The organism is Macrococcus sp. DPC7161, assembly GCF_004117835.1.
Lineage (GTDB): Bacteria > Bacillota > Bacilli > Staphylococcales > Staphylococcaceae > SDSC01.
Genome location: NZ_SDSC01000012.1, coordinates 1 through 22,865 on the forward strand (window position 1 = coordinate 1; position 22,865 = coordinate 22,865).

The window sequence follows — 22,865 nt, forward strand, 5'->3', positions numbered from 1 at the left end:
CAACGACAACACCAGTGCCAACATATGAAATCGGAGATAAAGTATGGTTAGATACAAATGGAGATGACATCCAAAATGGTGGAACAGAACCAGGTATCGCAGGAGTGCAAGTCCAATTAGTCGATAAAGCGACAGGAACAGTAATCGAAACACAAACAACAGATGTTAATGGTAATTATTTATTCACCGGCTTAAAACCAGGTGATTACACAGTAGTATTCGATACACCGAAACCAGTGACAAATCCAGATGGAACAACAACAAATTACACAGAAGTAACAAGTGTGAATGAACAAACAGATGGAGATAACTCAAACGTGGCATCGCAAGATGTGACTATCACAAATGCGAATAACTACACAATTGACCGAGGTTTTAGAACAACGACAACACCTGTCACGCCACCAGAAGAGCCAACATACACACTAGGCGATAAAGTATGGGAAGATGATGGAGATGGAGTTCAAGAACCAGGAGAACCAGGCATTCCAGGAGTAACTGTAACATTAACAAAACCAGACGGCACAACAGTAACAACGACAACAGATGCGAATGGTAACTATGAGTTCACAGATTTACCGAAAGGTTCATATGAAGTAACGTTCGAAACACCATCAGGATATGTACCAACAGATGGTGATGGAACTGATGATACGACAAACTCAGATCCAAAATATCCAACGAACAATGTTACAACAGGAACTGTTCAAGTTGATTTAACAGGAAATAATCCAAATGTGGATGCAGGATTTGTTAAAGAAAAACCACCAGTCACGCCACCAGAAGAGCCAAAATACACAATTGGCGATAAAGTATGGGAAGATGATGGAGATGGAGTTCAAGAACCAGGAGAACCAGGCATTCCAGGAGTAACTGTAACATTAACAAAACCAGATGGAACAACAGTAACAGCGACAACAGATTCGAATGGTAACTATGAGTTCGAAGATTTACCGAAAGGTTCATATGAAGTAACATTCACAACACCATCAGGATATGTACCAACAGATGGTGATGGAACTGATGATACGACAAACTCAGATCCAAAATATCCAACGAACAATGTTACAACAGGAACTGTTCAAGTTGATTTAACAGGAAATAATCCAAATGTGGATGCTGGATTTGTTAAAGAAAAACCACCAGTCATCCCACCAGTTGTAGTTGAAGAAACTAAATACAAATTAGGTGACTTTGTCTGGAACGACTTAAATCACAATGGTGTTCAAGATATAGGGGAACCAGGTATAGAAGATGTGACAGTTTCATTAGTAAAACCTGATGGTTCAATTGTTAAAACAACGACTGATAAGAATGGTCATTACGAATTTAATAATTTACCAAAAGGTACTTATACTATTTATTTTGAAACACCAGCCGGTATGATTCAAACTGGAGTGGATAAAGGAACTAATGATGCAATTGATTCAGATGGTTCAGTAGTTACAATTGAATTAACTGAAGATAACATGACAATTGACTCAGGTTTCTACAATCCTACAGGTGAAAGCCCAACAACACCATCTAAACCAACAATGCCAGGTGAGGGCACAAAGACGCCTACGCCGTCAGCACCAGGTGAAACAGAACCGCCTGTACCAAATGGTCCAACGACTCCAGGTGAGTTAGAACCACCTGCACCAAATGGACCTACACAACCAATGAAGCCTGTGAATACAGGCAAAGTTACACTGCCAGACACAGGTGAAGCAGAAAATAATGGTGCAGCATCAGGATTAACATTAACTTTAGGAGCATTAGCTTTATTAGCATCAAGAAGAAAAAAGTAATGTAATAATAGATACCATGAACGAGATAGAAATGATACTTTTGTAGTTGATAATCCATCTTTGATTCTTGACTATTTATGAAGCTCCATTACAACTAAAATTAATATCAACAACCGCTATGGATACATCCTTAGCGGTTGTTTTATTGTACTATCAATTTAATGAATGGATATATTTATAAATCAAACAAATAAAAATACTTCAAAAATTTAAATCTTAAAATATATGTACTTATATATATAATGTATAATTTTAAAGAATTTACTTTATTCATTACAGATATTGATGTATAGTAAAGAATGTAATAGCACTTTAATAAATTTAAATTAAGTTGAAGTAAATATAATTTGTAAATTGCATAGATTTCTTTCTAGTGGGCTTATACAAGATTTGAAGAGATTTAGAGTGATAAAAGAAATAATTGTAGAAAATATGAAATATATTAAAAGCATTCGTATATATGTAAATTACATGTTAAAATTATATTGTTTTTACTAAAAAGTATTTTGAAAGGCGTGGCTATTGATGAAAAAGATATTAGAAGAAAATAAAAGCTTCTACAAAGATTTAGAAGCAAGGACGGAATTTGTTGATAAGTTTAGCAAGCAATACCGATTAAATAAATACGATATCCAAATGTTAATGATCATCGTAGAACATGAGACAATCTTATTAAGAGAAATCTTAGTAAAAGAACTTATGAAGAAGAATCAAGTAAACAAATCGGTAAAAAACTTATATGATGCGAAGCTGATTACTAAAGTTAGATTGCCACACGACGAAAGAACTGTTGAACTAGGAATAAGAGAAGACAGTAAAGATAAAGTACTTGAAATTATTAAATCATTTAATGAAGCAATGAAAAAATTTAATATGTAATATTATCTAGCCAAACCTTGATGTGAAATAAAAGCGATTAATAGCTAAAATTAGTTAATGGCATTTGTTATCAAATAATCATATTGATTAGATAAAATTAATGGATAATCCTGGCATAATATGTCAGGATTATTATTTTTGAAATAAAAAATTTATATATAGCAATGTATGAAGGACTATAATTAGAACGAATAAATATGGAGAATGAAATAGTCTATTTATATGGGTAATAAATATGTATAATTTATACAAAAAACAAAATGTAACAAAAACTTAATAATGAATAAATATTCAAAATAAAAATTTTGGATTCAATAGTTATGAACTTTAAAATACTTATTTTTCTAGGTTTTAAAATTTATATTTATATGTATTTCAAATTAAATAAAAAATCATGAATATCTATACTACTTTATGCATCCAATAATGTAAAAAAAGGGGTTTTTAAAATCTATATACATGCAATTGGCTTTTAAAAAAAATCAGAAATCGTTATATTATGTTTAGTTAGATTATTTATCTTAGGAGGCAACAATGGAAGAAGTTATTGATTTAAGAGAGATATTAGAGATTTTGAAGAAGAATTTGAAAATGATCTTAGGTTTAATGATCGTATTTGGATTAATAGCTGGATTAATTTCAACATTTGTGATGAAGCCAGTGTATCAATCAGAGGCGCAAGTGATTGTAAACAAAAAAGGTGATAATGAAAAGATTTATTCAATGCCGAATGAGGTACAAACAAACATTCAATTAATTAATACTTATACACAAATGGTAAATTCGAAAGTTGTTAGGGAAAAAACTGTTGAAGATTTGAAGTTAAAAGTTGATGAAAAAGCTCTACAACCACGTATTTCTGTAACGAGTGAAACAAATTCACAATTGATGAAAATCAATGTAACTGGCCCTGATAAACAAGAAACAGCTAGAATTGCTAATAAATTAGCTGAAATTACTCAAAAAGAAGTTAAGAGAGTAATGGGTGTTGATAACTTATCTGTTTTCTCAAAAGCAGATGAAAAAGAAACAGGATCACCAATTAAACCAAAACCAATGATGAACGTATTAGTTGCAGTTTTATTAGGTTTAGTATTAGGTTTAGCAATTGCATTCATTAAAGAAATGTTAGATACACGTATCAATACTGACGAAAAAGTTGAGAAATATATTGGATTACCGACATTAGGTAAAATTTACACAATTGAGAAATAGGAGCGTATTATGTTTAAAAAGAAAACAAGACGTAATAATATCAATCAATTAGAAATTGTTAACCGACCAAAATCGGTTATTTCAGAACAGTTTAGAACATTACGTACAAATGTATTATTTACATCAAGTGATGTTCACATGAAGAAAATTATTGTTACATCATCTGAACCTTCTGAAGGTAAGTCGACAATTTCTGCAAACTTGGCAATTTCATTTACACAAGCAGGTTATAAAACGATTTTAATTGATGCTGATATGCGTAAACCGACGCAACATAAAGTGTTTGAAATGATGAATGTTAAAGGTTTATCAAACTTAGTGGCAGGTCAAGTACAATTGGTTGATGCTATTAATAAAGAAGTGCAACCAGGATTAGACTTTATTTCAGCGGGACCAATACCACCAAACCCAGCAGAAATTCTTGGTTCTACAGCAATGACGAAATTGTTAGAGGAATTAGAAACAGTTTATGACATTATTGTATTAGATACGCCACCAGTGTTAGCGGTAGCTGACTCGCAAATTTTAGGTAATATGGCGGATGGTTCATTATTAGTTGTAAACGGAAGAAAGACGCACCGTGATAAAGTTATTGATGCGAAAGCACAATTAGAAAAATGTACTGCCAAGTTATTAGGTGTTGTATTAAACGACCTAAACAAAAAAGACGATGGTGAGTATTACTATTACTACGGTGAAAAAGAGAAAAATTAAAGGAGTGTAGACCTTGTTTGATCAAAAAGTATTATTGATAACAGGAGGAACGGGTTCATTCGGTAACGCAGTGATGAAACGTTTCTTAAACACAGATATAAAAGAAATTCGTATTTTCTCACGTGACGAAAAGAAACAAGATGACATGAGAAAAAAATATAATAATAATAAATTGAAATTCTACATTGGGGACGTTAGAGACGAAGCAAGTGTTAATAATGCGATGAATGGCGTAGATTATGTATTCCATGCAGCAGCTTTGAAACAAGTACCATCTTGTGAATTCTTCCCTATGGAAGCGGTAAAGACGAATGTCGTTGGTACTGAAAATGTATTAAATACAGCGATTAGAAATGGTGTCAAAAAAGTTATTTGTTTATCAACAGATAAAGCAGCATACCCTATCAATGCTATGGGAATTTCAAAAGCAATGATGGAGAAAGTATTTGTCGCAAAATCAAGAACGATTGATCCAGAACAAACATTAATATGTGGTACACGATATGGTAATGTAATGGCATCAAGAGGATCTGTTATTCCATTATTTATTGATCAAATTAAAAAAGGTGAACCTTTAACAATCACTGACCCAACAATGACACGTTATTTAATGAATTTAGATGAAGCTGTTGAATTAGTAATTCATGCGTTTAAACATGCTAATACAGGTGATATTATGGTTCAAAAATCACCAGCATCAACTGTAGGGGACTTAGCTCAAGCGTTAAAAGAACTATTCGGTGCAGACAATGAAATAAAAGTCATTGGAACTCGTCATGGTGAAAAACATTATGAGACTTTATTAACTAAAGAAGAGTTTGCTAGAAGTGAAGACATGGAGAATTACTTCAGAGTACCATCTGATGCAAGAGATTTAAATTATGCACAGTACATGGAAGAAGGTTCCCATGAACATACTGAAGCTGATGAATATAATTCTCGAAATACATACTTATTAAATATAGATGAAATTAAACAAACATTACTTACACTTGATATTGTTCAAGAAGAATTGAAAAATTTCAAAAAGAAATAAGTAGAAGTGAGTCAATCATAGGAGGATTTTAAATGAAGATCGTCATTACGGGTGCAAATGGTTTTTTAGGGAAAAACTTATATTCTGAACTAAGTAGAGATACGACAAATGAAATTACAAAAATCACAAGAGAGACAAACGAAGAAATTTTGAAAACAGCATTATTAGAAGCTGATTTTATTTTTCATTTAGCAGGAATCAACCGACCAACTGAAGTAAGTGAATTTAAAAAAGGCAATGTTGGCTTCCTAGAAAACATGTTATCTATTATTAAAGAAAACGAAAATCAACCAACGATTGTTTTCAGTTCATCAATTCAAGCTGCTTTAGATAATCCATATGGTAACAGCAAAGAAGAAGCAGAACAGTTGTTAGAACAATTTGGTCAAGAAAATGGAAATCAAATTTATATTTATAGACTACCGAATTTGTTTGGTAAATGGTCTCGTCCAAATTATAATTCTGTCATCTCAACGTTCTGTTATAAAGTTGCTAGAAATGAAGAAATTCAAGTAAATGATCCTAGTGTTGAACTCACTTTAAATTATGTTGATGATGTAATTTTTGAATTTGTAAGAGCTTTAAATGGTAATCCTACTAGAGAGGGAAATCAAGTAGTGGTACCTAATCAATTAAAAATTACATTAGGAGAACTTGCAGAAACGATTCAATCATTTAAAAAAGATAGAGAAGATAGAACGTTACCTCAATTAGATAATTATTTACAAAAAGCGTTATACTCAACTTATTTATCTTACTTACCTGAAGATGAATTCAGTTATCCATTAACAATGCATAAAGATGAAAGAGGTTCGTTTACTGAATTCTTGAAAACACCTGATAGAGGACAAGTTTCAGTAAATATCTCTAAACCTGGAATTACTAAAGGAAATCACTGGCACCATACTAAAAATGAAAAATTCTTAGTCGTTTCAGGTAAAGGTGTGATTCGATTTAGAAAACCAGATGAAGATAAAGTTATTGAATACTTCGTATCAGGAGATAAATTAGAAGTAGTGGATATCCCAGTAGGATATACACACAACATTGAAAATCTTGGCAATACAGATATGGTAACGGTAATGTGGGTTAATGAAATGTTTGACCCAAATAATCCAGATACATATTTCTTGGAGGTTTAAACATGGAAAAATTAAAAGTAATGACAGTTGTAGGGACAAGACCTGAAATTATTAGATTATCAGCTGTTATTAATCAATTAGAAGCATCACCATCGATTGAGCATATTCTTGTTCATACAGGACAAAATTATGATTATGAATTAAATGAAGTATTCTTTAATGATTTCAAGTTAAGAAAACCAGATTACTTTTTAAACGCAGCTAATGGAACAGCAGTAGAAACAATTGGAAACATCTTAATTGCGATTGATCCAGTATTAGACGAAGTAAAACCAGATGCATTTCTAGTGTTAGGTGATACAAACAGTTGTTTATGTGCAATTGCAGCGAAACGTAAAAAAGTACCTGTATTCCATATGGAAGCTGGTAATCGATGCTTTGACCAACGTGTTCCAGAAGAAACAAATCGTAAAATCGTAGACCATATTTCAGACATCAATTTAACGTATAGTACAATCGCTCGTGAATATTTATTACGTGAAGGATTACCTGCAGATCGAGTAATTAAAACAGGAAGTCCGATGAAAGAAGTAATCAATTCAAGATTAGAAGATATTGAAAAATCAGAAGTATTATCAAAATTAGAACTAACAGAAGGACAATACTTCGTAGTATCAGCACACCGTGAAGAAAATATTAATTCAGATGTAAACTTCAAGAAATTAGTAGAATCATTAAATGCAGTTGCTGAAACATATGATATGCCAGTTATCGTAAGTACACATCCAAGAACACAAAAGAGAATTGATGAATTAGGTATTCAATTCCATGAAAAAATCCAAACATTAAAGCCTTTAGGATTTAATGATTATATTAAATTACAGAAATCGGCAAAAGCAGTGTTGAGTGATAGTGGTACAATTAGTGAGGAAACAGCGATATTAGGGCTAAATTCATTAAACATCCGCGAAGCGCATGAGAGACCTGAGGCTATGGAAGAAGCAACTGTTATGATGACAGGTGTTGATAAAGATAGAATACTACAAGGATTAGCTCAGATTGAAGCGGTGGGTAACCAAAGTCGTATCGTAGCTGATTATGATATTGATAATGTGTCTGAAAAAGTTGTGAAAATTATTATTTCATATACAGATTATATTAATAGAAATGTGTGGAAGAAATGAGAATAGCAATATTAGCAGCTACAAATATTAGACACATGACGTTAATAAGCCACTATTTGAAAAATATAAATTTAAATAAGCATGATTTAGATATTATTTATATGGATAGATATTCAATTGATGAAGAAATTTTATGTACTAATAAATACAAAATTGAGTGTAAAATGAGTCAAAAGGATTCTAAAGTAAGAAAGGTAAGACAATATCTAAAATTTAAAAAAGAAGCAACAGATATAATTAAAAATAAAGACTATGAATTAATAATAGTTTGGGGAAGTTATACGGCGCATTTATTCAAAAATATTTTAATTAAACAATTTAAACACAAATATATATTAAATATTAGAGATTATTTTTTTGAAAATAACCGATATATATTTCACCGAATGTCTAAATTAGTTAAAAATAGTTTATTCACTACAGTATCTTCAGATGGTTTTTTAAATTTTTTACCGAAAAGTAATAAATATAGGATGATTCATAGTTTAAATGATGGCATTTTAAGTAATGATAAAATTTGTGTTTTCAAGAAAAACTATCCTATTAAAATCTCTTTTATTGGAAATGTAAGATTCTTCGATGTAAATAAAAAACTAATAGAGGTTTTAGGAAATGATAAACGGTTTATTTTGCAATATTTTGGTACCGGAACTGACATGTTACAGCAGTATGCGCAAGAGAATAATATTTCAAATATAGAATTTTTAAACGGTTTTAATGTAAATCAGACTTTAGATTTATTAAAACAAACTGATATAATCAATAATATTTATGGCAATAATAATGTCGCATTAGATACTGCCTTATCAATTAGATTATATTACTCACTTTTTCTTAAAATACCAATACTAACAACAGTAGATACTTATACAAATGAATTTATTGAGGAAACTGGGCTTTCGTATGCAGTAGATATTAATAAATTAGAAGGAATTGGAAGTGAAATTTTTAAGTGGTACAACGAGCTAAACACTAATGAAATATCAGAAAAAGCTGAAAATAAAGTAAAAGAAATAAAATATACCAACCAAAAAGTATATAATGAATTTTTGAGTTTGATAGGTGATTAAATATGATAGAATCGATTGATTTTTATGAACATAAATAAGTTTTTAAAAAATGATGCTTTTATTTTAATAGTTGCAAGTGCATTTTCACAAATCATATTAATAGTAACTATACCATTAATTTCTAGGTTATATACACCTAGCGAATTTGGATACTTCACTGTATTCTCTAACCTAGCATCAATTTTCATACCTATTATTAATGCTAGATATGATTTATTGATTATAAATTCAAAATCAAAGCAAGAAGCAAATGGATATGCTGTTATCTCTTTTATAATAAGTTTATTTATTGTAGGAATAATAACTGTATTTACCTTTGTTTATGCATTGTTTTATAATCACCACATTTTTGATTTAGTTTTATTATCTATACTATTAATATTGGTAAGTTTAACAAATATCTTTACAAATTATTTAAATCTATTAAAAAAATATAATCTGGTTAGTTTAATTACGGTTTTAAGAACAGTACTTATGGTGAGTATTCAAATAATATTTGGCTATATATTCCATAGTGCATATGCACTTATGGCTGGTTTTTCAATGTCTTATATTGCAGGTATATTTATAGGATATAAACATTTTAAAATGATTTTTCAATACAATTATGATCGTAACTATTTATTAAATCTTTTTAAAGATAATTTGTCTCAATTGATTTATTCATCACCATCAATACTGATAAATAGCATAACATTTAGTTTGTCTGTATTTTTGATTAGTATAATATATTCAAATCACGACACTGGTATTTATGGTATGGGTTTAAGAATATTAACAGTACCTGTAGTTGTTGCTGGATTAGGACTTTCGAAATTGTTTATGCAACAAGCTCATTTGAATTATCAAAAATATGGTAGCTTTCGTACAATATTAAAGAAATATACTGTTGGATTAATAATATTAGGATTATCTATATACCTACCTTTTTATTTACTAGGAGGATATATTATTTCGTTTGTATTAGGAGAACAATGGAGTGGGATATTGGAGATTTCACTGCCGTTAATGATATTATGTTTTGTTAGATTAATAGTATCTACTGTCTCACTAGCTAATATCGTTATATCTAAGCAAAAAATGGATTTGTTGTTTCAATTTTCAATATTTTTATTTACATGTTTATCTTGTTTATCTGCTTTTATTTTAAAATTAACATTAGTACAATTTGTTTATGTAAATTGTATGTTTCTTTGTGTTTGTTATATAGTTTATTATTTAAAATTATATAAATACTCATAATAATAATATGGAATGTAGGGGTATATGTGTTTAAAAGACTATCAATTATTAGTTTTGCAATTTTCTTACTGAGTGGATCGTTAGAGCTAATTCCAATATTTTCGAATTTGAATTTAAAGTTAATATCTATTTTTTTTCCAACCACATTTGTATTACTAACAATACTTAAAAGAAAATATTATGGAAAGCAATTATTTTTTTTAGTAATGATTATTTTCTTTTTATTATTTAGCATTCTACTTAATATAAATACTCATAATTATAATGCGGAAAAAGTTAGTAATTTGATAATAATAATAACTATATGTATGATTTTTCCAATTTTCATTTTTGAGAATGATAATGATATTTTTCAATTTTTTAATACATTATTAGTCGGTTCTATATTAATTTCAATAATTTCTTTACTTAACATTGATTCTGTTGTAGACACGGGTAGGCTATCATTTAATGAAGGTAATCCTATATGGTTAGCCAGAGCGATTTCGCTTGGATTTATTTGGATATGTCTAAAATACAAATATAAATTAGTTAAGTTACCCATTTTTTTATTAGTTAGTTTTATGCTTTTGACTTCCATTCTTTTGACAGGGTCAAAAGCTCCTTTATTTGCATGTATCATTGCAATGATTGTGATATTTTTTAATGAAATGAAATATATTTTAATAAATAAAAAAAATTTGACAGCATCATTTATATTGATATTGTTATCTATTCCTTCTATTTACTTAGTACTATTATATTTACCAGAAACAATAAAAAACAGATTCCAAATAGAAAAAATTAAGGACGAATCACGAATTGAATTATACAATTTATCCTTCAGATTAATAAAAGAAAATTTCGATGGTATTGGTATAGGTATGTTTCATAATTATTCATATTTTTATTATCCACACAATATACTTCTTGAATCATTTGTTGAATTTGGAATTCTATTCGGTGGAGTATTAATACTAATATTGTTTATATCAATATTAGTATTATTTATAAAAAGAAAGCAATCAAAAGCTAAGTTTATTTTTTTTATATTATTTATAGTTTCATTCTTTAATGCAATGTTTAGTGGAGATTTAACAAGTCCTAAAGAATTATATTTAAGTATAGCAATGGCTTTTATACCAATAAAAAGTGTTGATATAAAATTTAAAAATAATATAGTTAAAAGGGAGAACATATGAAAGTTTTATTTTTAACATTATTAAATCTTGAGGATTTGACGAAAAATGGTATTTACCATGACTTTGTTAATGAATTAAGTAGCAGAGGACACGATGTTTCAGTTGTTTGTCCGTCTGAGAAGCGCTTTGGTGGCGAGACTAAATTGATTGAGACAAATAGTATAGACGTATTAAAAGTTTTAATTGGTGATATTACTCAAACTTCTTACATCAAAAAAGGAATTAATACTTTGTTAATTGAAAGTAAGTATGAGAAAGCAATTAATACATACTTTAAAGATAAAAAATTTGATTTGATTATTTATACTACCCCACCAATTACATTTAATAATTTAGTATTGAAATTAAAGAAGAAAAATAATGCTAAAACTTATCTATTATTAAAAGATATTTTTCCACAAAATGCTGTGGATTTAGGCATCTTTAGTAAGAATAGTCCTATTTATAAATTATTTAGATTTAAAGAAAAGCAGTTATATAAAATTTCCGATTATGTTGGGGGTATGAGTGTTGGAAATATCGATTTTATTAAATCGCATAATGAAATACACTCTAAGACTCAAGTTATCCGAAATGCTTTGTATGAATTAGATTATAGAATTGACGATAGTATTGATAAGACTTCACTATTTAATAAATATGATATCGATTCTAATAAAAAAATCTTTTTATATGGTGGGAATATTGGAGCACCACAAGGTATACCTTTTATTAAGTCGGTTATGTCAAGATTTAATGAAGTTGAAGATGGCTTTCTTTTAATTGTTGGAAGTGGAACACATTCTAATGAGTTAATTAAACATGCCAAATATTTAAATTATTCAAATGTTAAAGTAATGAGTAAATTGCCAAAAGAGGAATATGATCAGCTTGTAATGTTATCGGATATAGGACTTATTTTCCTAGATCATAGATTTACGATACCAAATTATCCTTCTAGGTTAACAAGCTTATTAAATGCAAAAAAACCTATATTAATGGCAACAGATGTAAATACAGATATTAAAGATGATATTATTAAACATAAATGTGGTCTTTGGTCAGAAAGTACGGATGTTGATTTATTTATCAAGAATGCAGTTAGAATGACTAATGAAGATTTATCACAATATGGAGAAAATAGTTATAAGCTATACTTAGATGAGTTTAAGATTGAAAATAATATAGATAAATTATTAAAACTTATCAATGAATAAAACTAATTCAAAAGGGAGTCTTATCATGAAATTAACAACAGTCGGTTTAGGGTATATCGGTTTACCAACTTCAATTATGTTTGCAAAATATGGTGTGAATGTTACGGGTGTAGATATTAATGAAGAAGCGGTTAAATTATTAAACTCAGGTGTATTGCATTTAGAAGAACCTTTTTTAGACGAAGCATTAAAAGAAGTAATTGATTCTGGGAAGTTCAAAGCTTCTTTAACTCCTGAAAAGGCAGATTGCTTTATCGTGGCAGTACCAACACCAAATTTAGATGATGAGTATCGTTCTTGTGATATTTCTTATGTAATGTCAGCTTGTGAAAGTATTTTGCCAGTATTAGAAAAAGGCAATATTGTTATTGTTGAATCTACTATTGCGCCAAGAACGATGGATGATCATGTGAAACCATTCTTTGAAGCTGCAGGTTATACAATCGGAGAAGATTTATACTTAGTACATTGTCCTGAGCGTGTTTTACCAGGTAAAATTATGCATGAATTAATTCATAATAATCGTATTATTGGTGGTATTACTGAAGCATGTACTAAAAAGGCAAAAGAGTTTTACGGTGTATTTGTAGAAGGTGAAATGATTGAGACGAATGCAAAAACGGCTGAAATGTCTAAATTAATGGAAAATACTTACCGTGATACAAATATTGCTTTAGCAAACGAATTAGCAAAGATTTGTTATGAATTAGAGATTAATACGTTAGATGTTATTCAAATGGCAAATAAACATCCACGCGTTAATTTACATTTACCAGGGCCAGGTGTAGGTGGACATTGCTTAGCTGTAGATCCTTACTTTATTATTGCAAAAGACCCTGTTAACAGTCAGTTAATTTCAAAAGCACGTGAAATTAATAATAGTATGCCTGAATATGTTGTTAATTTATCAAAAAAAATTATCGAAAAAACAAATGCAAACAAAATTTCTGTCTTTGGTTTAACATACAAAGGAAATGTAGACGATATTCGTGAATCGCCTGCTATGGATATTTATCAAATGCTACAACGAGAATTAGATATTGAAGTAGTTGCCTATGATCCACATGTTAAGAAAAGTTTTGTTGAACAAAATGTTAAAAATGCAGTAAAAGGTAGTTCATTAATATTAGTATTATCAGATCATAATGAATTTAAAAATTTAAATGCTTTAAATGGCGAAATGAAAGATGCCATTATTTTAGATACAAAAAATATCGTTTCAAGTCATGAAGGATTTAAATACTATAACTTTGGAAATTTATGTCAATTAAAAGAATCATAGGATTTTATATGGGAGAAATATTATGAAACGATTATTTGATTTATCAGTTTCAACATTAGGACTTGCTGCATCTTTACCTTTAATTGTTGGAACTGCAATTGTTGTAAAAAAGAAAATAGGGAATCCTGTCTTGTTTAAACAAACTAGACCTGGCCAATATGGTGAACCGTTTGAGTTGTATAAATTTAGAACGATGACTAATGAAACAGATGAAGAAGGAAATTTACTGCCTGATGATGAAAGGTTAACAAAGACTGGACAAATTTTAAGGAAATATAGTTTAGATGAGCTACCGCAATTGATTAATGTTATTAAAGGCGATATATCACTAGTGGGTCCAAGACCTTTGTTAATGGAATATAATGACCTATATAATGACGACCAAAGAAGACGTCTTGATGTAAAACCTGGTATCACTGGATGGGCTCAAGTGAATGGTAGAAACGCGATTTCTTGGGAAGAAAAATTCAAGTTAGATGTTTGGTATGTCGACAACCAATCATTTATGCTAGATATGTACATTTTATATTTAACGGTATTAAAAGTATTTAAGAGCGAAGGTATTAATCAAGAGGGACACGCTACTGTCGAAAAGTTCAAAGGGACTGTTGTGAATGAGCACTAGTGTTGTTTTATTAGGAAATGGTGGCCATGCTAAAGTTATTAAGGATATGATTGATAGATCAAATGATCTTATCTTAGCAGGTATTTTAGATGATAATATTTCAGAGTATACTGAGGTTGATCATGTATTTTATGATAAAATGTCAAATTTATCTCAATATTTAAAGCATAAGTTTGTTATTGCTATTGGAAATAACAAAGTGCGATTAATGTTGATTGATAAGTATCAGCTAAATGAAAGTCATTTTGTATCAGTTATCGATTCATCTGCTATAATTTCACCTTCTGCTCATATAGGGATTGGGACTGTTGTTATGCCGAGAGCAGTAATAAATGCGAATGCTGAAATTGGGAATCACGTAATTATTAATTCTGGTAGTATTATTGAACATGATAATATTATTGAGGATTTTGTGCATATTTCACCAGGAGCAGTGCTTTCTGGTACAGTAACGATAAAAACTTTGACCCACATAGGTTCAAATACAACGATTATCCCAAATATTGTAGTAGGTGCTTCGAGTGTTATCGGTGCTGGTAGTGTCGTAATCAGAGATATTTCAGATGAAGTTGTTGCGGTAGGTAATCCAGCTAAAGTTATCAAAAATAATTGTTAATCTAAGGAGACGATATTATGCAAGAGAGAGTTTTTCTTTCTTCACCTCACATGGGCGGAAATGAAGAGAAGTATGTTAAGGAAGCGTTTGATACGAATTGGATCGCACCACTTGGTAAGAATGTTAATGAATTTGAGAAGCAAATTCGAGAATATACTGGAGTGAATGCATCATGTGCTACGGGGAGTGGTACTGGTGCGATTCATTTGGCACTTGATTTAGTTGGTGTTGGCCGTGATGATATTGTATTCTGTTCATCATTAACGTTTGTTGCTAGTGCGAATCCTATTGTTTATTTAGGTGCTAAGCCTGTATTCATTGATTCGGATTTAGATTCTTGGAATATGGATCCTAAAGCTTTAAAGCGTGCATTTGAGAAATATAGTGCTATGAATCAATTGCCTAAAGCGGTTGTGATTGTTAATTTATATGGTCAATCTGCTAAGATGGATGAGCTTAAAGCAATTTGTGATGAATATGGTGTTCCTATTGTTGAGGATGCTGCTGAATCACTTGGTGCAGAATATCAAGGCAAGATGAGTGGTACTTTCGGTAAGTTTGGTATTTTCTCTTTCAATGGTAATAAGATTATTACAACTTCAGGTGGTGGTATGCTTGTTTCTGATGATGAAGAAGCGATTAAGCATGCTCTTAAGAAAGCGACACAAGCTCGTGATAATGCCCCTCATTACCAACATAGTGAATTAGGTTATAATTATCGTTTAAGTAATATCAGTGCTGGTATTGGCCGTGGTCAGATGGAAGTATTGGATTTACGTGTGAGTCAAAAGCGTGAAATCTTTGATCGATATGCAGATGGATTTAAAGATATTAAGGCGATTGAAATGATGCCTGAGCTTCCAAATTCTAAGCATAATCGTTGGTTATCTGCTGCGGTGATTAATCCAGAATTAACGGATGTGACTTATAGTGATATTATGGCTGCTTTAAATGAGCATAATATTGAATCACGTCCTGTTTGGAAACCAATGCATTTACAGCCATTCTTTGAGGAATGTGATTTCATTTCTGAAGCTGATGGTATCGATCATTCTAATTATTTATTCGATCATGGTATTTGTTTACCTTCTGATACGAAGATGACGAAAGAAGTTCAAGATAAGGTTATTGAAGTGATTAAGGGGTTATTTTAATATTAAAGCCTAGAAATTAAATTGATTTCTAGGCTTATTTTTTATAGGTTTTATTAGATAACTTCCTCCCAATATTGATTCCAGGTACTTCAATATATTTATGAGAAATTATAGATAATAATATTGTAGAAAGTAAAGTAATTATCCAAAATAATAAAAATTGAATAAAGCTACTTGCTTCAAAAATATCAAATTTTTTAATTAAAGTTAAAAATACTTCAACAAAAAAGAAATGGATTAAATACATACTAAAACTAATTTTCCCAATAAAAATCGTAAATTTATTAACAAAAATTTTATTGTTGTATATTGATAGGACAAAAGCAAAAATTGAAAATAGTATACCAAAAATCAAATGATTAAAATAAGTAAAATAACTTATAAAATGAATTGATGCAAATAAAATTATCAAAGTTGTAATAAAATATAAAATAATGTTAGCATAGGTCAAATTAAATTTCTCTTTAAACTTCGATTTATATTTCTTTGAAACAAAATATAATACGATACCTAATAAAAATATTGGTAATTGGTTAGGAAACCAATAAAAAAAGTACATATAATAACTTGATTTAAAATTATATTCTATTATAGATAACAAAGTGTATGGAACCAAAATAATAACTGAAGATATAAAAAGTATTATTGCTGTTTTTGAATTTTTAATAAATTTGTATATAAAAGGTAACAGTAAATAAAACATAACTTCATTTGAAATTGACCATCCACCGGGAACTAAACTAAATAACCATTCCATTCTAAGTACATTCATGAAAGATATTGTACCTATTATATTTGAAAGATTATAAGTGTTTAGTGCATTTGACATGCCTAATAAATACTTAAATAAATTAAATGATAAATAGAAAATAAAAGCAGCATAAAATGCTGGAGCGATTCTAAAAAATCTTCTAATATAAAATCCTTTTAAATCAAATGTTTCTCTTTTTTCATAGGAAAGCATAAGAGTAAATGCACTTACTAAAAAAAATAATTGAACACCTCTATTTCCATTCCGCCCAATATTCTCAATTATTGGATTTAGTTCAGGAAATGAAACGGTAACATGAGTAGTAATCACTCCTAATATAGCCAATCCTCTTAATGCATCTAAATACTCAATTTTTTTCATTTACATATCATTCCTCAGTAAATTTATTAATTGTATTTTACCACGATGATTAGTATCTAATAATTACATTTAGTTTAAATTTTTTGTTATGTCATTTAAAAATTCATAAAAAGAGGATATAAGACAATATAGTCTCATATCCATTACTTCCTATTACTCACCTCACTATAGAAATCTTCAGTTGTTCTACCAAAGTAATCAGCAATGATCTTAAGTTCGTATGCAAAGACGTCTCTTGTTCCGATTTCTATTTTTGAGATCAAGGATTCATCCATATATAATGCAGTTGCTAATTCTTTTTGTATGATGCCTTTAGATTCTCTGTAGAACTTAATATTTTCTCTTATATTCTTTCTTATTTGTTCTGATGCCTTCATTTTAATCGCTCCTTTTTCGGAACGTACCAAATTAGATGTTGTTTGCGTGTTTTCTTGCCAATTTGGAATTTTTTAATTTATTTTTGTATTTTTATGAGATAATAAAAGGTTAAATGAAGTTTAATTTTTAGTTGTCTATCCTCTTTTTTGAGGATATTTTTTGTGTTTATCTAGTATACACATGTTTTTATGTTGAATATTGATAATTTTCAAAAAACTTGTAGCATTTTTTTTATTCATTTTTTATAATATATTTTGTATGAGATTTTAATACAAGGGGAGAATGTTATGGTAGAGAAGGTAATGAAAAAACGGGAGAAAAAGGAGATTAGTTTCTTTTGGGCTATAGTGCCTTTTGTCTTTATGATTATTAGTATGTTATTCACTGTGGTGAAACTGGAACAAGCACCACACATTCCATTATTAATAGGTACTGCGATTGCAGCGATTGTAGCTTATTATCATGGATTCAGTTGGTTAGAGATTGAAGAGATGATGTACAAGGGGATTAAGCTTGCTTTACCTGCGATTGTGATTATTATTCTTGTTGGTTTAGTTATTGGTGCTTGGATTGGCGGCGGTGTTGTTGCGACGATGATTTATTTTGGTCTTAAGTTAATTACACCGAGTATGTTCTTACTGACGATTTGTTTGATTTGTGGGATTGTTAGTTTAGCAATCGGTTCTAGTTGGTCTACGATGGCAACGGTTGGTGTTGCTGGTATGGGTATTGGTTTATCGATGGATATTCCTGCTGGTATGATTGCTGGGGCTGTTATTAGTGGTGCATATTTCGGGGATAAGATGAGTCCTTTAAGTGATACAACTAACTTAGCTGCTGGTTTAACTGGTACTGATTTATTTGATCATATTAAGCATATGTTCTTTACGACGATTCCTGGTTTATTGATTAGTTTAGTTGTATTCTTTATTCTAGGTCGTCAGTTTGATGGGAAGATTGATACGGCTAAGATTGACAGTTTAAATAAAGCTATGGAAGCTCAATTTGTGATGAGTCCTTGGTTATTATTAATTCCTGTTATTGTTATTGTGCTTGTTGCGATGAAGGTACCTGCTGTTCCTGCACTTGTGATTGGTATTTTAATGGGGTTCTTCTGTCAGATTTTTGTTCAAGGAGATACTTTAAAGGATGCTGTGAGTACGTTACAAGCAGGTTATGTTTTAGAGTCTGATAATAAATTAGTGATGGAATTGTTTAATAAGGGTGGTTTGGAATCGATGTTCTATACGATTTCAATGACCATTGTTGCGATGACATTTGGTGGTATTTTAGAGTTTAGTGGTATGTTAGAAGCGGCAATTAAGCAGATTTTAAAGTATGCGAAGAATACATTTGGTTTAGTAACTGCGACAATCTTCAGTTGTATTGGTACAAACGCTGGATGTGCGGAGCAATATATTAGTATTGTTGTTCCAAGTCGTATGTATTTGAAGACATACTTAGATCGTAATTTACATCCTAAGAACTTAAGTCGTTGTTTAGAAGATGGTGGTACGTTAACGAGTGTATTTGTGCCTTGGAATACGTGTGCTGTATTTATTACGACGACGATGTCGGTGCATGTAATTGATTACTTCCCATATGCCGTACTGAATTATACGATTCCATTGATTTCTATTTTATATGGCTTAACTGGATTTAAGATTGAGAAGATTACAGATGAGCAAGTTGAATACTTCAAGAAGAAATCACTTGAGGGAAGTGTGGCATAATAGGAAAGTTTTGTACCGAAGGTGCTGCTTTTTTATCGCTGATAATAAGGTTATAATTTAAGGCTATTATTATAGTAGAAACACGCACGTTTTGTGCGTGTTTTTTATTTTGTTATATTTTAATATTAAATTTTATGTTTAAGGATTTTATCATCGGGTACAATATACTAACAACATGATTCACCACAACATAATGAATATACATAAATTATAATTATTAGGGGATGAACATTCATGAGAAAACTAGAAGTATTAAACAATGAGAGCGAATTATTAGAACGTATTGAACATTATAGATTAGAAGGTATTGCTGAACATAATATGAAAGTAATATCACATGACCGTTTAGAAGGATCATCATTAAATTATACTGATATAGAAGTTAAGAATGCTGAAGGTTCTTTCGGTGATAAGGTAGCTGCTTTCTTTACAGGTGAAGATCCTGAAGATCGTGTATTCCATCATTTGAATTTACAACCGAATGAAGAGCATGAATATGTTCAAGCGATTGAACAACATAAGATTGTATTATTAGTAGATGAAAACGGATTTGGTGAATATGATAGAGATCATCATTCAGCAGCTGCTGTAGGTGGTTTACATTCAGACAAAACTATTCATGAAAATAACGAAGGAGATGTTAATATGAGCCGTGATAGAGACTTTTTAAACCGTAATGAAAACAAATATGAGTTAGATGAAGATATCCGTAATCGTAATGATTTAACAGAGGAAGAGAAAATTAAATTACACGAAGAACGTTTATTAGTAAACAAAGATCGTGTACAAACTGGTGAAGTTAAAGTTGAGAAAGATGTTGTTACTGAACGTCAAGAATTTGATGTACCAGTGGAACGTGAAGAAATCGTTATCGAACGCCGTCCTGTGAATGAGCGTACTGATGGTAAGTTTGATGAATTAGGTGAAGACGAAGTAATTCGTGTACCTGTTCATGAAGAACGTATCAATGTTTCAAAAGAGAATGTTGTTAATGAAGAAATCGTTATTAAGAAAGAACGTGTAACAGATGTTGAGCACGTATCTGAAGATGTTCGTCGTGAAGAAGTTGACATTGACGAATCTAATCGCAACGGTCGTTTATAGTTAATTGTATGTATAGTATTTAAAGAGATGGGTAACCATCTCTTTTTTTGTGCTGTTTAAGGTAAAATTAAACGTATTATATCATTTAACAAAAATTAATATAATTTACACATTTGTTACTATTCAAACAATTAGGACAATGATACAATAAATGTAATTAATGGTAGGGAGGATGTTATGATGAAAAAGCGTTTAATGCCAATTTTATATATTGCTGCTGTTACAACGGTTTTATTTATTGATAAAATCCCAACAGAATGGCACTAAAATTTGTATGAAATATAACAATAAGTGCTTAAACAATCCATTTTGTTTAAGTACTTATTTTTTTGAATATATTAATATTGAATACATTTAGAATAGGGGCAGTGAAGACATGGATTTAGGAACAAGAATTAGGCAACGTCGAAAAGAGCTTAACCTTACTCAGGCACAATTGGCACATGGAATTTGTACGCAAAGCCAAGTCAGCAAGATTGAGAAGAATGAAATGGTGCCGTTATCAAATTTATTAATTAAAATGGCTAAAAAGTTGAAGATTTCTATTGATGAACTTGTAGGGAATCCATATGAACAAACAAGTTATATGATAAATAAGAATGATATTGACCAATTATTACTTTTGCGTCAATATCAAGAGTTAGCTGACTATTTAGCAGTCATAAATTATTCGAAATTAACGATTGAAGACCGTGTTTATGTTGCTTATTTAAAATTGATTATTACTGCAGCATTGAATGGTGATAATGTTTTAGATCAAATATTGAAGTTGTATAAAGAATATGAAGAAAATATTTCTGATGCGTTGAAAGTAAATATGTTAAATAGTATTGGTAATTACTATGTCGATTCTGATGAGGACAAGGCATTAGAGTATTATGAAGACGCACGTCGTTTGATTTATGATAACCATTTAAATGCGAAGTTAGAGTTTAAGGTGATTTATAATTATTTAAGATTATTAATGAAGAAAGACAGATTGATTGAAGCACATGAAATGGCACAAGAGGCAATTGAATTGTCTTATCGTCATATGGATGTGTTAAGTTTACCTGAATTCATCTATGTAAAGAACACCGCTTTAAAGCATATGGATCATCAAGCATTAATTAATAAGGAAGAACTCACATTTGCCATTCATCTTGCACGTAAACAACGTAAGTTAGAGATGATTCAATTATTAAGTGAAATATAGAGATAAAGGCAACTGAATAAGTTGCCTTTTATTGTTAAATGTTAATTATAATGGATAATTAGATGTTTGTGTAAAATCTTGCGAAATTCGCAAGATTTTTTTATTATAAATGGTGTTGTTGTAAACTCATGGTGAAATCAGTTTATAGGAGGATACGATGGATCAAGATATGAATTTGTTATATCGTGTGTTGAAATTGATTGATAATCACCAAAACTTTAATTATTATGAGCGATTAAATGAACAAGATTTGATCTTCGAACTTGTAAAGATGAAACTCGTGCGTATTGAAGGACAGTTCGTGTTGAATGAACATCCGAATATGCAGTTGATTGTTACGGATAAAGGGAAACAATTTTTAAAGAGTTATGAAATGATTGAAGAGTAAAAGGCTGCGTTGCAGCCTTTTTTTAATCAGCGGAACAAAATCAGCAACTTCGGTAAAGAACTTCACATTCACACAAAATCAAAAAGCGATTTTGTCCCAGCCTTTCTACTATATACACATCTTCTTGATTTTTCGATATTTGTCTAGGAATAGAATTGTTTTTTCATATTGTCGATTGATGAATTCAACGCTTTGTTCAATCTTAATTTCAGAGCCATCAGTGAATACGATAATGGCATTTTGGTTTTCTTGTTTAGCATAATAGAAATATTCCGCATTAATGTATGCTTTATAATGACTATCTCTTCGATGGACGGGAAAGTAAATCCACGTATGCATTTCATCTATTAATATAGGAAGATTTGCAGATTTGTTTAAGACCATCTTCGCTAACTTTCTTCTTGTTTTCATGTTGCTTCCATAGAGTAGTAACGTGGATTCAATGAGATGTTCGATGTGACCTGATTGAAGAAGCGGCAATTGTTGCCATTGTTTCATTTCAATTTGGCCACCGTGCATTAAATTATACATGACATACATTACTTCACGTTGCATTGGCATTTGTATCATTTGCATAAAGTCACCTCAGAAATTTAATTTTTGTATTTTTAACATATTATAATGGTTAATAGGATGCTGTAGTTGAAATTAAAGAATTTTTAACGCAAT

Annotated in this window: 22 protein-coding genes; 19 read left to right on the forward strand and 3 right to left on the reverse strand. The window is 30.2% G+C overall.

Annotated features, from left to right (window positions below):
- From ER639_RS11445 to ER639_RS11515, 15 genes are all read left to right on the forward strand, one after another.
- A partial coding sequence (locus ER639_RS11445; RefSeq protein WP_129065894.1) for an SdrD B-like domain-containing protein occupies positions 1-1,790 on the forward strand: 1,790 nt, incomplete at its 5' end.
- Between the two features lie 525 nt (positions 1,791-2,315).
- A complete protein-coding gene (locus tag ER639_RS11450; RefSeq protein WP_129065895.1) occupies positions 2,316-2,669 on the forward strand; it encodes a MarR family transcriptional regulator in 354 nt (117 codons plus the stop codon).
- Positions 2,670-3,203: 534 nt separating this feature from the next.
- Positions 3,204-3,884, forward strand: a complete 681-nt coding sequence (locus tag ER639_RS11455; RefSeq protein ID WP_129065896.1) for a YveK family protein — start codon at positions 3,204-3,206, stop codon at positions 3,882-3,884.
- Positions 3,885-3,893: 9 nt separating this feature from the next.
- Positions 3,894-4,598, forward strand: coding sequence for a CpsD/CapB family tyrosine-protein kinase (locus ER639_RS11460; protein ID WP_129065897.1), 705 nt, complete (start codon positions 3,894-3,896; stop codon positions 4,596-4,598).
- Positions 4,599-4,611: 13 nt separating this feature from the next.
- Positions 4,612-5,634 (forward strand): nucleoside-diphosphate sugar epimerase/dehydratase, encoded by a 1,023-nt coding sequence (locus tag ER639_RS11465; RefSeq protein WP_129065898.1) that lies wholly within the window; start codon positions 4,612-4,614, stop codon positions 5,632-5,634.
- A 32-nt stretch (positions 5,635-5,666) separates the two neighbouring features.
- A complete protein-coding gene (locus ER639_RS11470) occupies positions 5,667-6,776 on the forward strand; it encodes a polysaccharide biosynthesis C-terminal domain-containing protein (protein ID WP_129065899.1) in 1,110 nt (369 codons plus the stop codon).
- A gap of 2 nt (positions 6,777-6,778) precedes the next feature.
- A complete protein-coding gene (wecB, locus tag ER639_RS11475) occupies positions 6,779-7,900 on the forward strand; it encodes a non-hydrolyzing UDP-N-acetylglucosamine 2-epimerase (RefSeq protein ID WP_129065900.1) in 1,122 nt (373 codons plus the stop codon).
- Positions 7,897-8,970, forward strand: a complete 1,074-nt coding sequence (locus tag ER639_RS11480) for a glycosyltransferase family protein (protein WP_129065901.1) — start codon at positions 7,897-7,899, stop codon at positions 8,968-8,970. The genes wecB and ER639_RS11480 overlap by 4 nt, the downstream gene beginning before the upstream one ends.
- Positions 8,971-8,994: 24 nt before the next feature.
- Positions 8,995-10,212 carry a lipopolysaccharide biosynthesis protein gene (locus tag ER639_RS11485; RefSeq protein WP_129065902.1) on the forward strand — a complete coding sequence of 406 codons (1,218 nt, stop codon included), beginning with the start codon at positions 8,995-8,997 and terminating at the stop codon, positions 10,210-10,212.
- A 26-nt stretch (positions 10,213-10,238) separates the two neighbouring features.
- Positions 10,239-11,393: an O-antigen ligase family protein gene (locus ER639_RS11490; RefSeq protein ID WP_129065903.1), complete on the forward strand. Its 1,155-nt coding sequence runs from the start codon at positions 10,239-10,241 to the stop codon at positions 11,391-11,393.
- Positions 11,390-12,589 carry a glycosyltransferase family 4 protein gene (locus tag ER639_RS11495; protein WP_129065904.1) on the forward strand — a complete coding sequence of 400 codons (1,200 nt, stop codon included), beginning with the start codon at positions 11,390-11,392 and terminating at the stop codon, positions 12,587-12,589. The genes ER639_RS11490 and ER639_RS11495 overlap by 4 nt, the downstream gene beginning before the upstream one ends.
- Before the next feature lie 25 nt (positions 12,590-12,614).
- Positions 12,615-13,871: a nucleotide sugar dehydrogenase gene (locus ER639_RS11500; RefSeq protein ID WP_129065905.1), complete on the forward strand. Its 1,257-nt coding sequence runs from the start codon at positions 12,615-12,617 to the stop codon at positions 13,869-13,871.
- 22 nt (positions 13,872-13,893) lie between these two features.
- On the forward strand, positions 13,894-14,496 hold the full coding sequence (locus ER639_RS11505) for a sugar transferase (RefSeq protein WP_129065906.1): 603 nt from the start codon (positions 13,894-13,896) through the stop codon (positions 14,494-14,496).
- Complete coding sequence (locus ER639_RS11510; RefSeq protein WP_129065907.1) at positions 14,486-15,112, forward strand: acetyltransferase; 627 nt, start codon at positions 14,486-14,488, stop codon at positions 15,110-15,112. The genes ER639_RS11505 and ER639_RS11510 overlap by 11 nt, the downstream gene beginning before the upstream one ends.
- Before the next feature lie 14 nt (positions 15,113-15,126).
- Positions 15,127-16,266, forward strand: a complete 1,140-nt coding sequence (locus ER639_RS11515) for an aminotransferase class I/II-fold pyridoxal phosphate-dependent enzyme (protein WP_305036098.1) — start codon at positions 15,127-15,129, stop codon at positions 16,264-16,266.
- 34 nt (positions 16,267-16,300) lie between these two features.
- On the opposite strand, the gene ER639_RS11520 is transcribed toward ER639_RS11515, so the two are convergent.
- Together ER639_RS11520 and ER639_RS11525 are read right to left on the reverse strand one after the other, a co-directional pair.
- Positions 16,301-17,398 carry an acyltransferase family protein gene (locus tag ER639_RS11520; protein WP_129065909.1) on the reverse strand — a complete coding sequence of 366 codons (1,098 nt, stop codon included), beginning with the start codon at positions 17,396-17,398 and terminating at the stop codon, positions 16,301-16,303.
- 143 nt (positions 17,399-17,541) lie between these two features.
- Positions 17,542-17,775 carry a helix-turn-helix domain-containing protein gene (locus tag ER639_RS11525; RefSeq protein WP_129065910.1) on the reverse strand — a complete coding sequence of 78 codons (234 nt, stop codon included), beginning with the start codon at positions 17,773-17,775 and terminating at the stop codon, positions 17,542-17,544.
- Between the two features lie 288 nt (positions 17,776-18,063).
- Here ER639_RS11525 and nhaC point away from each other — a divergent pair, with 288 nt between their 5' ends.
- From nhaC to ER639_RS11545, 4 genes are all read left to right on the forward strand, one after another.
- Positions 18,064-19,509, forward strand: coding sequence for a Na+/H+ antiporter NhaC (nhaC, locus tag ER639_RS11530; RefSeq protein ID WP_129065911.1), 1,446 nt, complete (start codon positions 18,064-18,066; stop codon positions 19,507-19,509).
- Positions 19,510-19,743: 234 nt separating this feature from the next.
- On the forward strand, positions 19,744-20,613 hold the full coding sequence (locus ER639_RS11535) for a DUF2382 domain-containing protein (RefSeq protein ID WP_129065912.1): 870 nt from the start codon (positions 19,744-19,746) through the stop codon (positions 20,611-20,613).
- Between the two features lie 376 nt (positions 20,614-20,989).
- Entirely contained in the window at positions 20,990-21,808 is an 819-nt protein-coding gene (locus tag ER639_RS11540) for a helix-turn-helix domain-containing protein (protein WP_129065913.1), read from the forward strand.
- A gap of 157 nt (positions 21,809-21,965) precedes the next feature.
- Entirely contained in the window at positions 21,966-22,196 is a 231-nt protein-coding gene (locus tag ER639_RS11545) for a hypothetical protein (protein WP_129065914.1), read from the forward strand.
- A gap of 108 nt (positions 22,197-22,304) precedes the next feature.
- Here the strand turns inward: ER639_RS11545 and ER639_RS11550 are convergent, their stop codons facing one another.
- Complete coding sequence (locus ER639_RS11550; protein ID WP_129065915.1) at positions 22,305-22,772, reverse strand: competence protein ComK; 468 nt, start codon at positions 22,770-22,772, stop codon at positions 22,305-22,307.
- Between the last annotated feature and the right edge of the window lie 93 nt (positions 22,773-22,865).

Excerpts from the sequence above, each read along its gene's own strand:
- ER639_RS11470 (WP_129065899.1), top strand. The coding sequence starts at position 5,667 with ATGAAGATCGTCATTACGGGTGCAAATGGTTTTTTAGGGAAAAACTTA.
- ER639_RS11540 (WP_129065913.1), top strand. The coding sequence starts at position 20,990 with ATGGATTTAGGAACAAGAATTAGGCAACGTCGAAAAGAGCTTAACCTT.
- ER639_RS11450 (WP_129065895.1), top strand. The coding sequence starts at position 2,316 with ATGAAAAAGATATTAGAAGAAAATAAAAGCTTCTACAAAGATTTAGAA.
- ER639_RS11480 (WP_129065901.1), top strand. The coding sequence starts at position 7,897 with ATGAGAATAGCAATATTAGCAGCTACAAATATTAGACACATGACGTTA.
- ER639_RS11500 (WP_129065905.1), top strand. The coding sequence starts at position 12,615 with ATGAAATTAACAACAGTCGGTTTAGGGTATATCGGTTTACCAACTTCA.
- nhaC (WP_129065911.1), top strand. The coding sequence starts at position 18,064 with ATGGTAGAGAAGGTAATGAAAAAACGGGAGAAAAAGGAGATTAGTTTC.
- ER639_RS11460 (WP_129065897.1), top strand. The coding sequence starts at position 3,894 with ATGTTTAAAAAGAAAACAAGACGTAATAATATCAATCAATTAGAAATT.
- wecB (WP_129065900.1), top strand. The coding sequence starts at position 6,779 with ATGGAAAAATTAAAAGTAATGACAGTTGTAGGGACAAGACCTGAAATT.
- ER639_RS11550 (WP_129065915.1), bottom strand. The coding sequence starts at position 22,772 with ATGCAAATGATACAAATGCCAATGCAACGTGAAGTAATGTATGTCATG.
- ER639_RS11455 (WP_129065896.1), top strand. The coding sequence starts at position 3,204 with ATGGAAGAAGTTATTGATTTAAGAGAGATATTAGAGATTTTGAAGAAG.
- ER639_RS11535 (WP_129065912.1), top strand. The coding sequence starts at position 19,744 with ATGAGAAAACTAGAAGTATTAAACAATGAGAGCGAATTATTAGAACGT.
- ER639_RS11525 (WP_129065910.1), bottom strand. The coding sequence starts at position 17,775 with ATGAAGGCATCAGAACAAATAAGAAAGAATATAAGAGAAAATATTAAG.
- ER639_RS11520 (WP_129065909.1), bottom strand. The coding sequence starts at position 17,398 with ATGAAAAAAATTGAGTATTTAGATGCATTAAGAGGATTGGCTATATTA.
- ER639_RS11510 (WP_129065907.1), top strand. The coding sequence starts at position 14,486 with ATGAGCACTAGTGTTGTTTTATTAGGAAATGGTGGCCATGCTAAAGTT.
- ER639_RS11545 (WP_129065914.1), top strand. The coding sequence starts at position 21,966 with ATGGATCAAGATATGAATTTGTTATATCGTGTGTTGAAATTGATTGAT.
- ER639_RS11485 (WP_129065902.1), top strand. The coding sequence starts at position 8,995 with ATGAACATAAATAAGTTTTTAAAAAATGATGCTTTTATTTTAATAGTT.
- ER639_RS11505 (WP_129065906.1), top strand. The coding sequence starts at position 13,894 with ATGAAACGATTATTTGATTTATCAGTTTCAACATTAGGACTTGCTGCA.
- ER639_RS11495 (WP_129065904.1), top strand. The coding sequence starts at position 11,390 with ATGAAAGTTTTATTTTTAACATTATTAAATCTTGAGGATTTGACGAAA.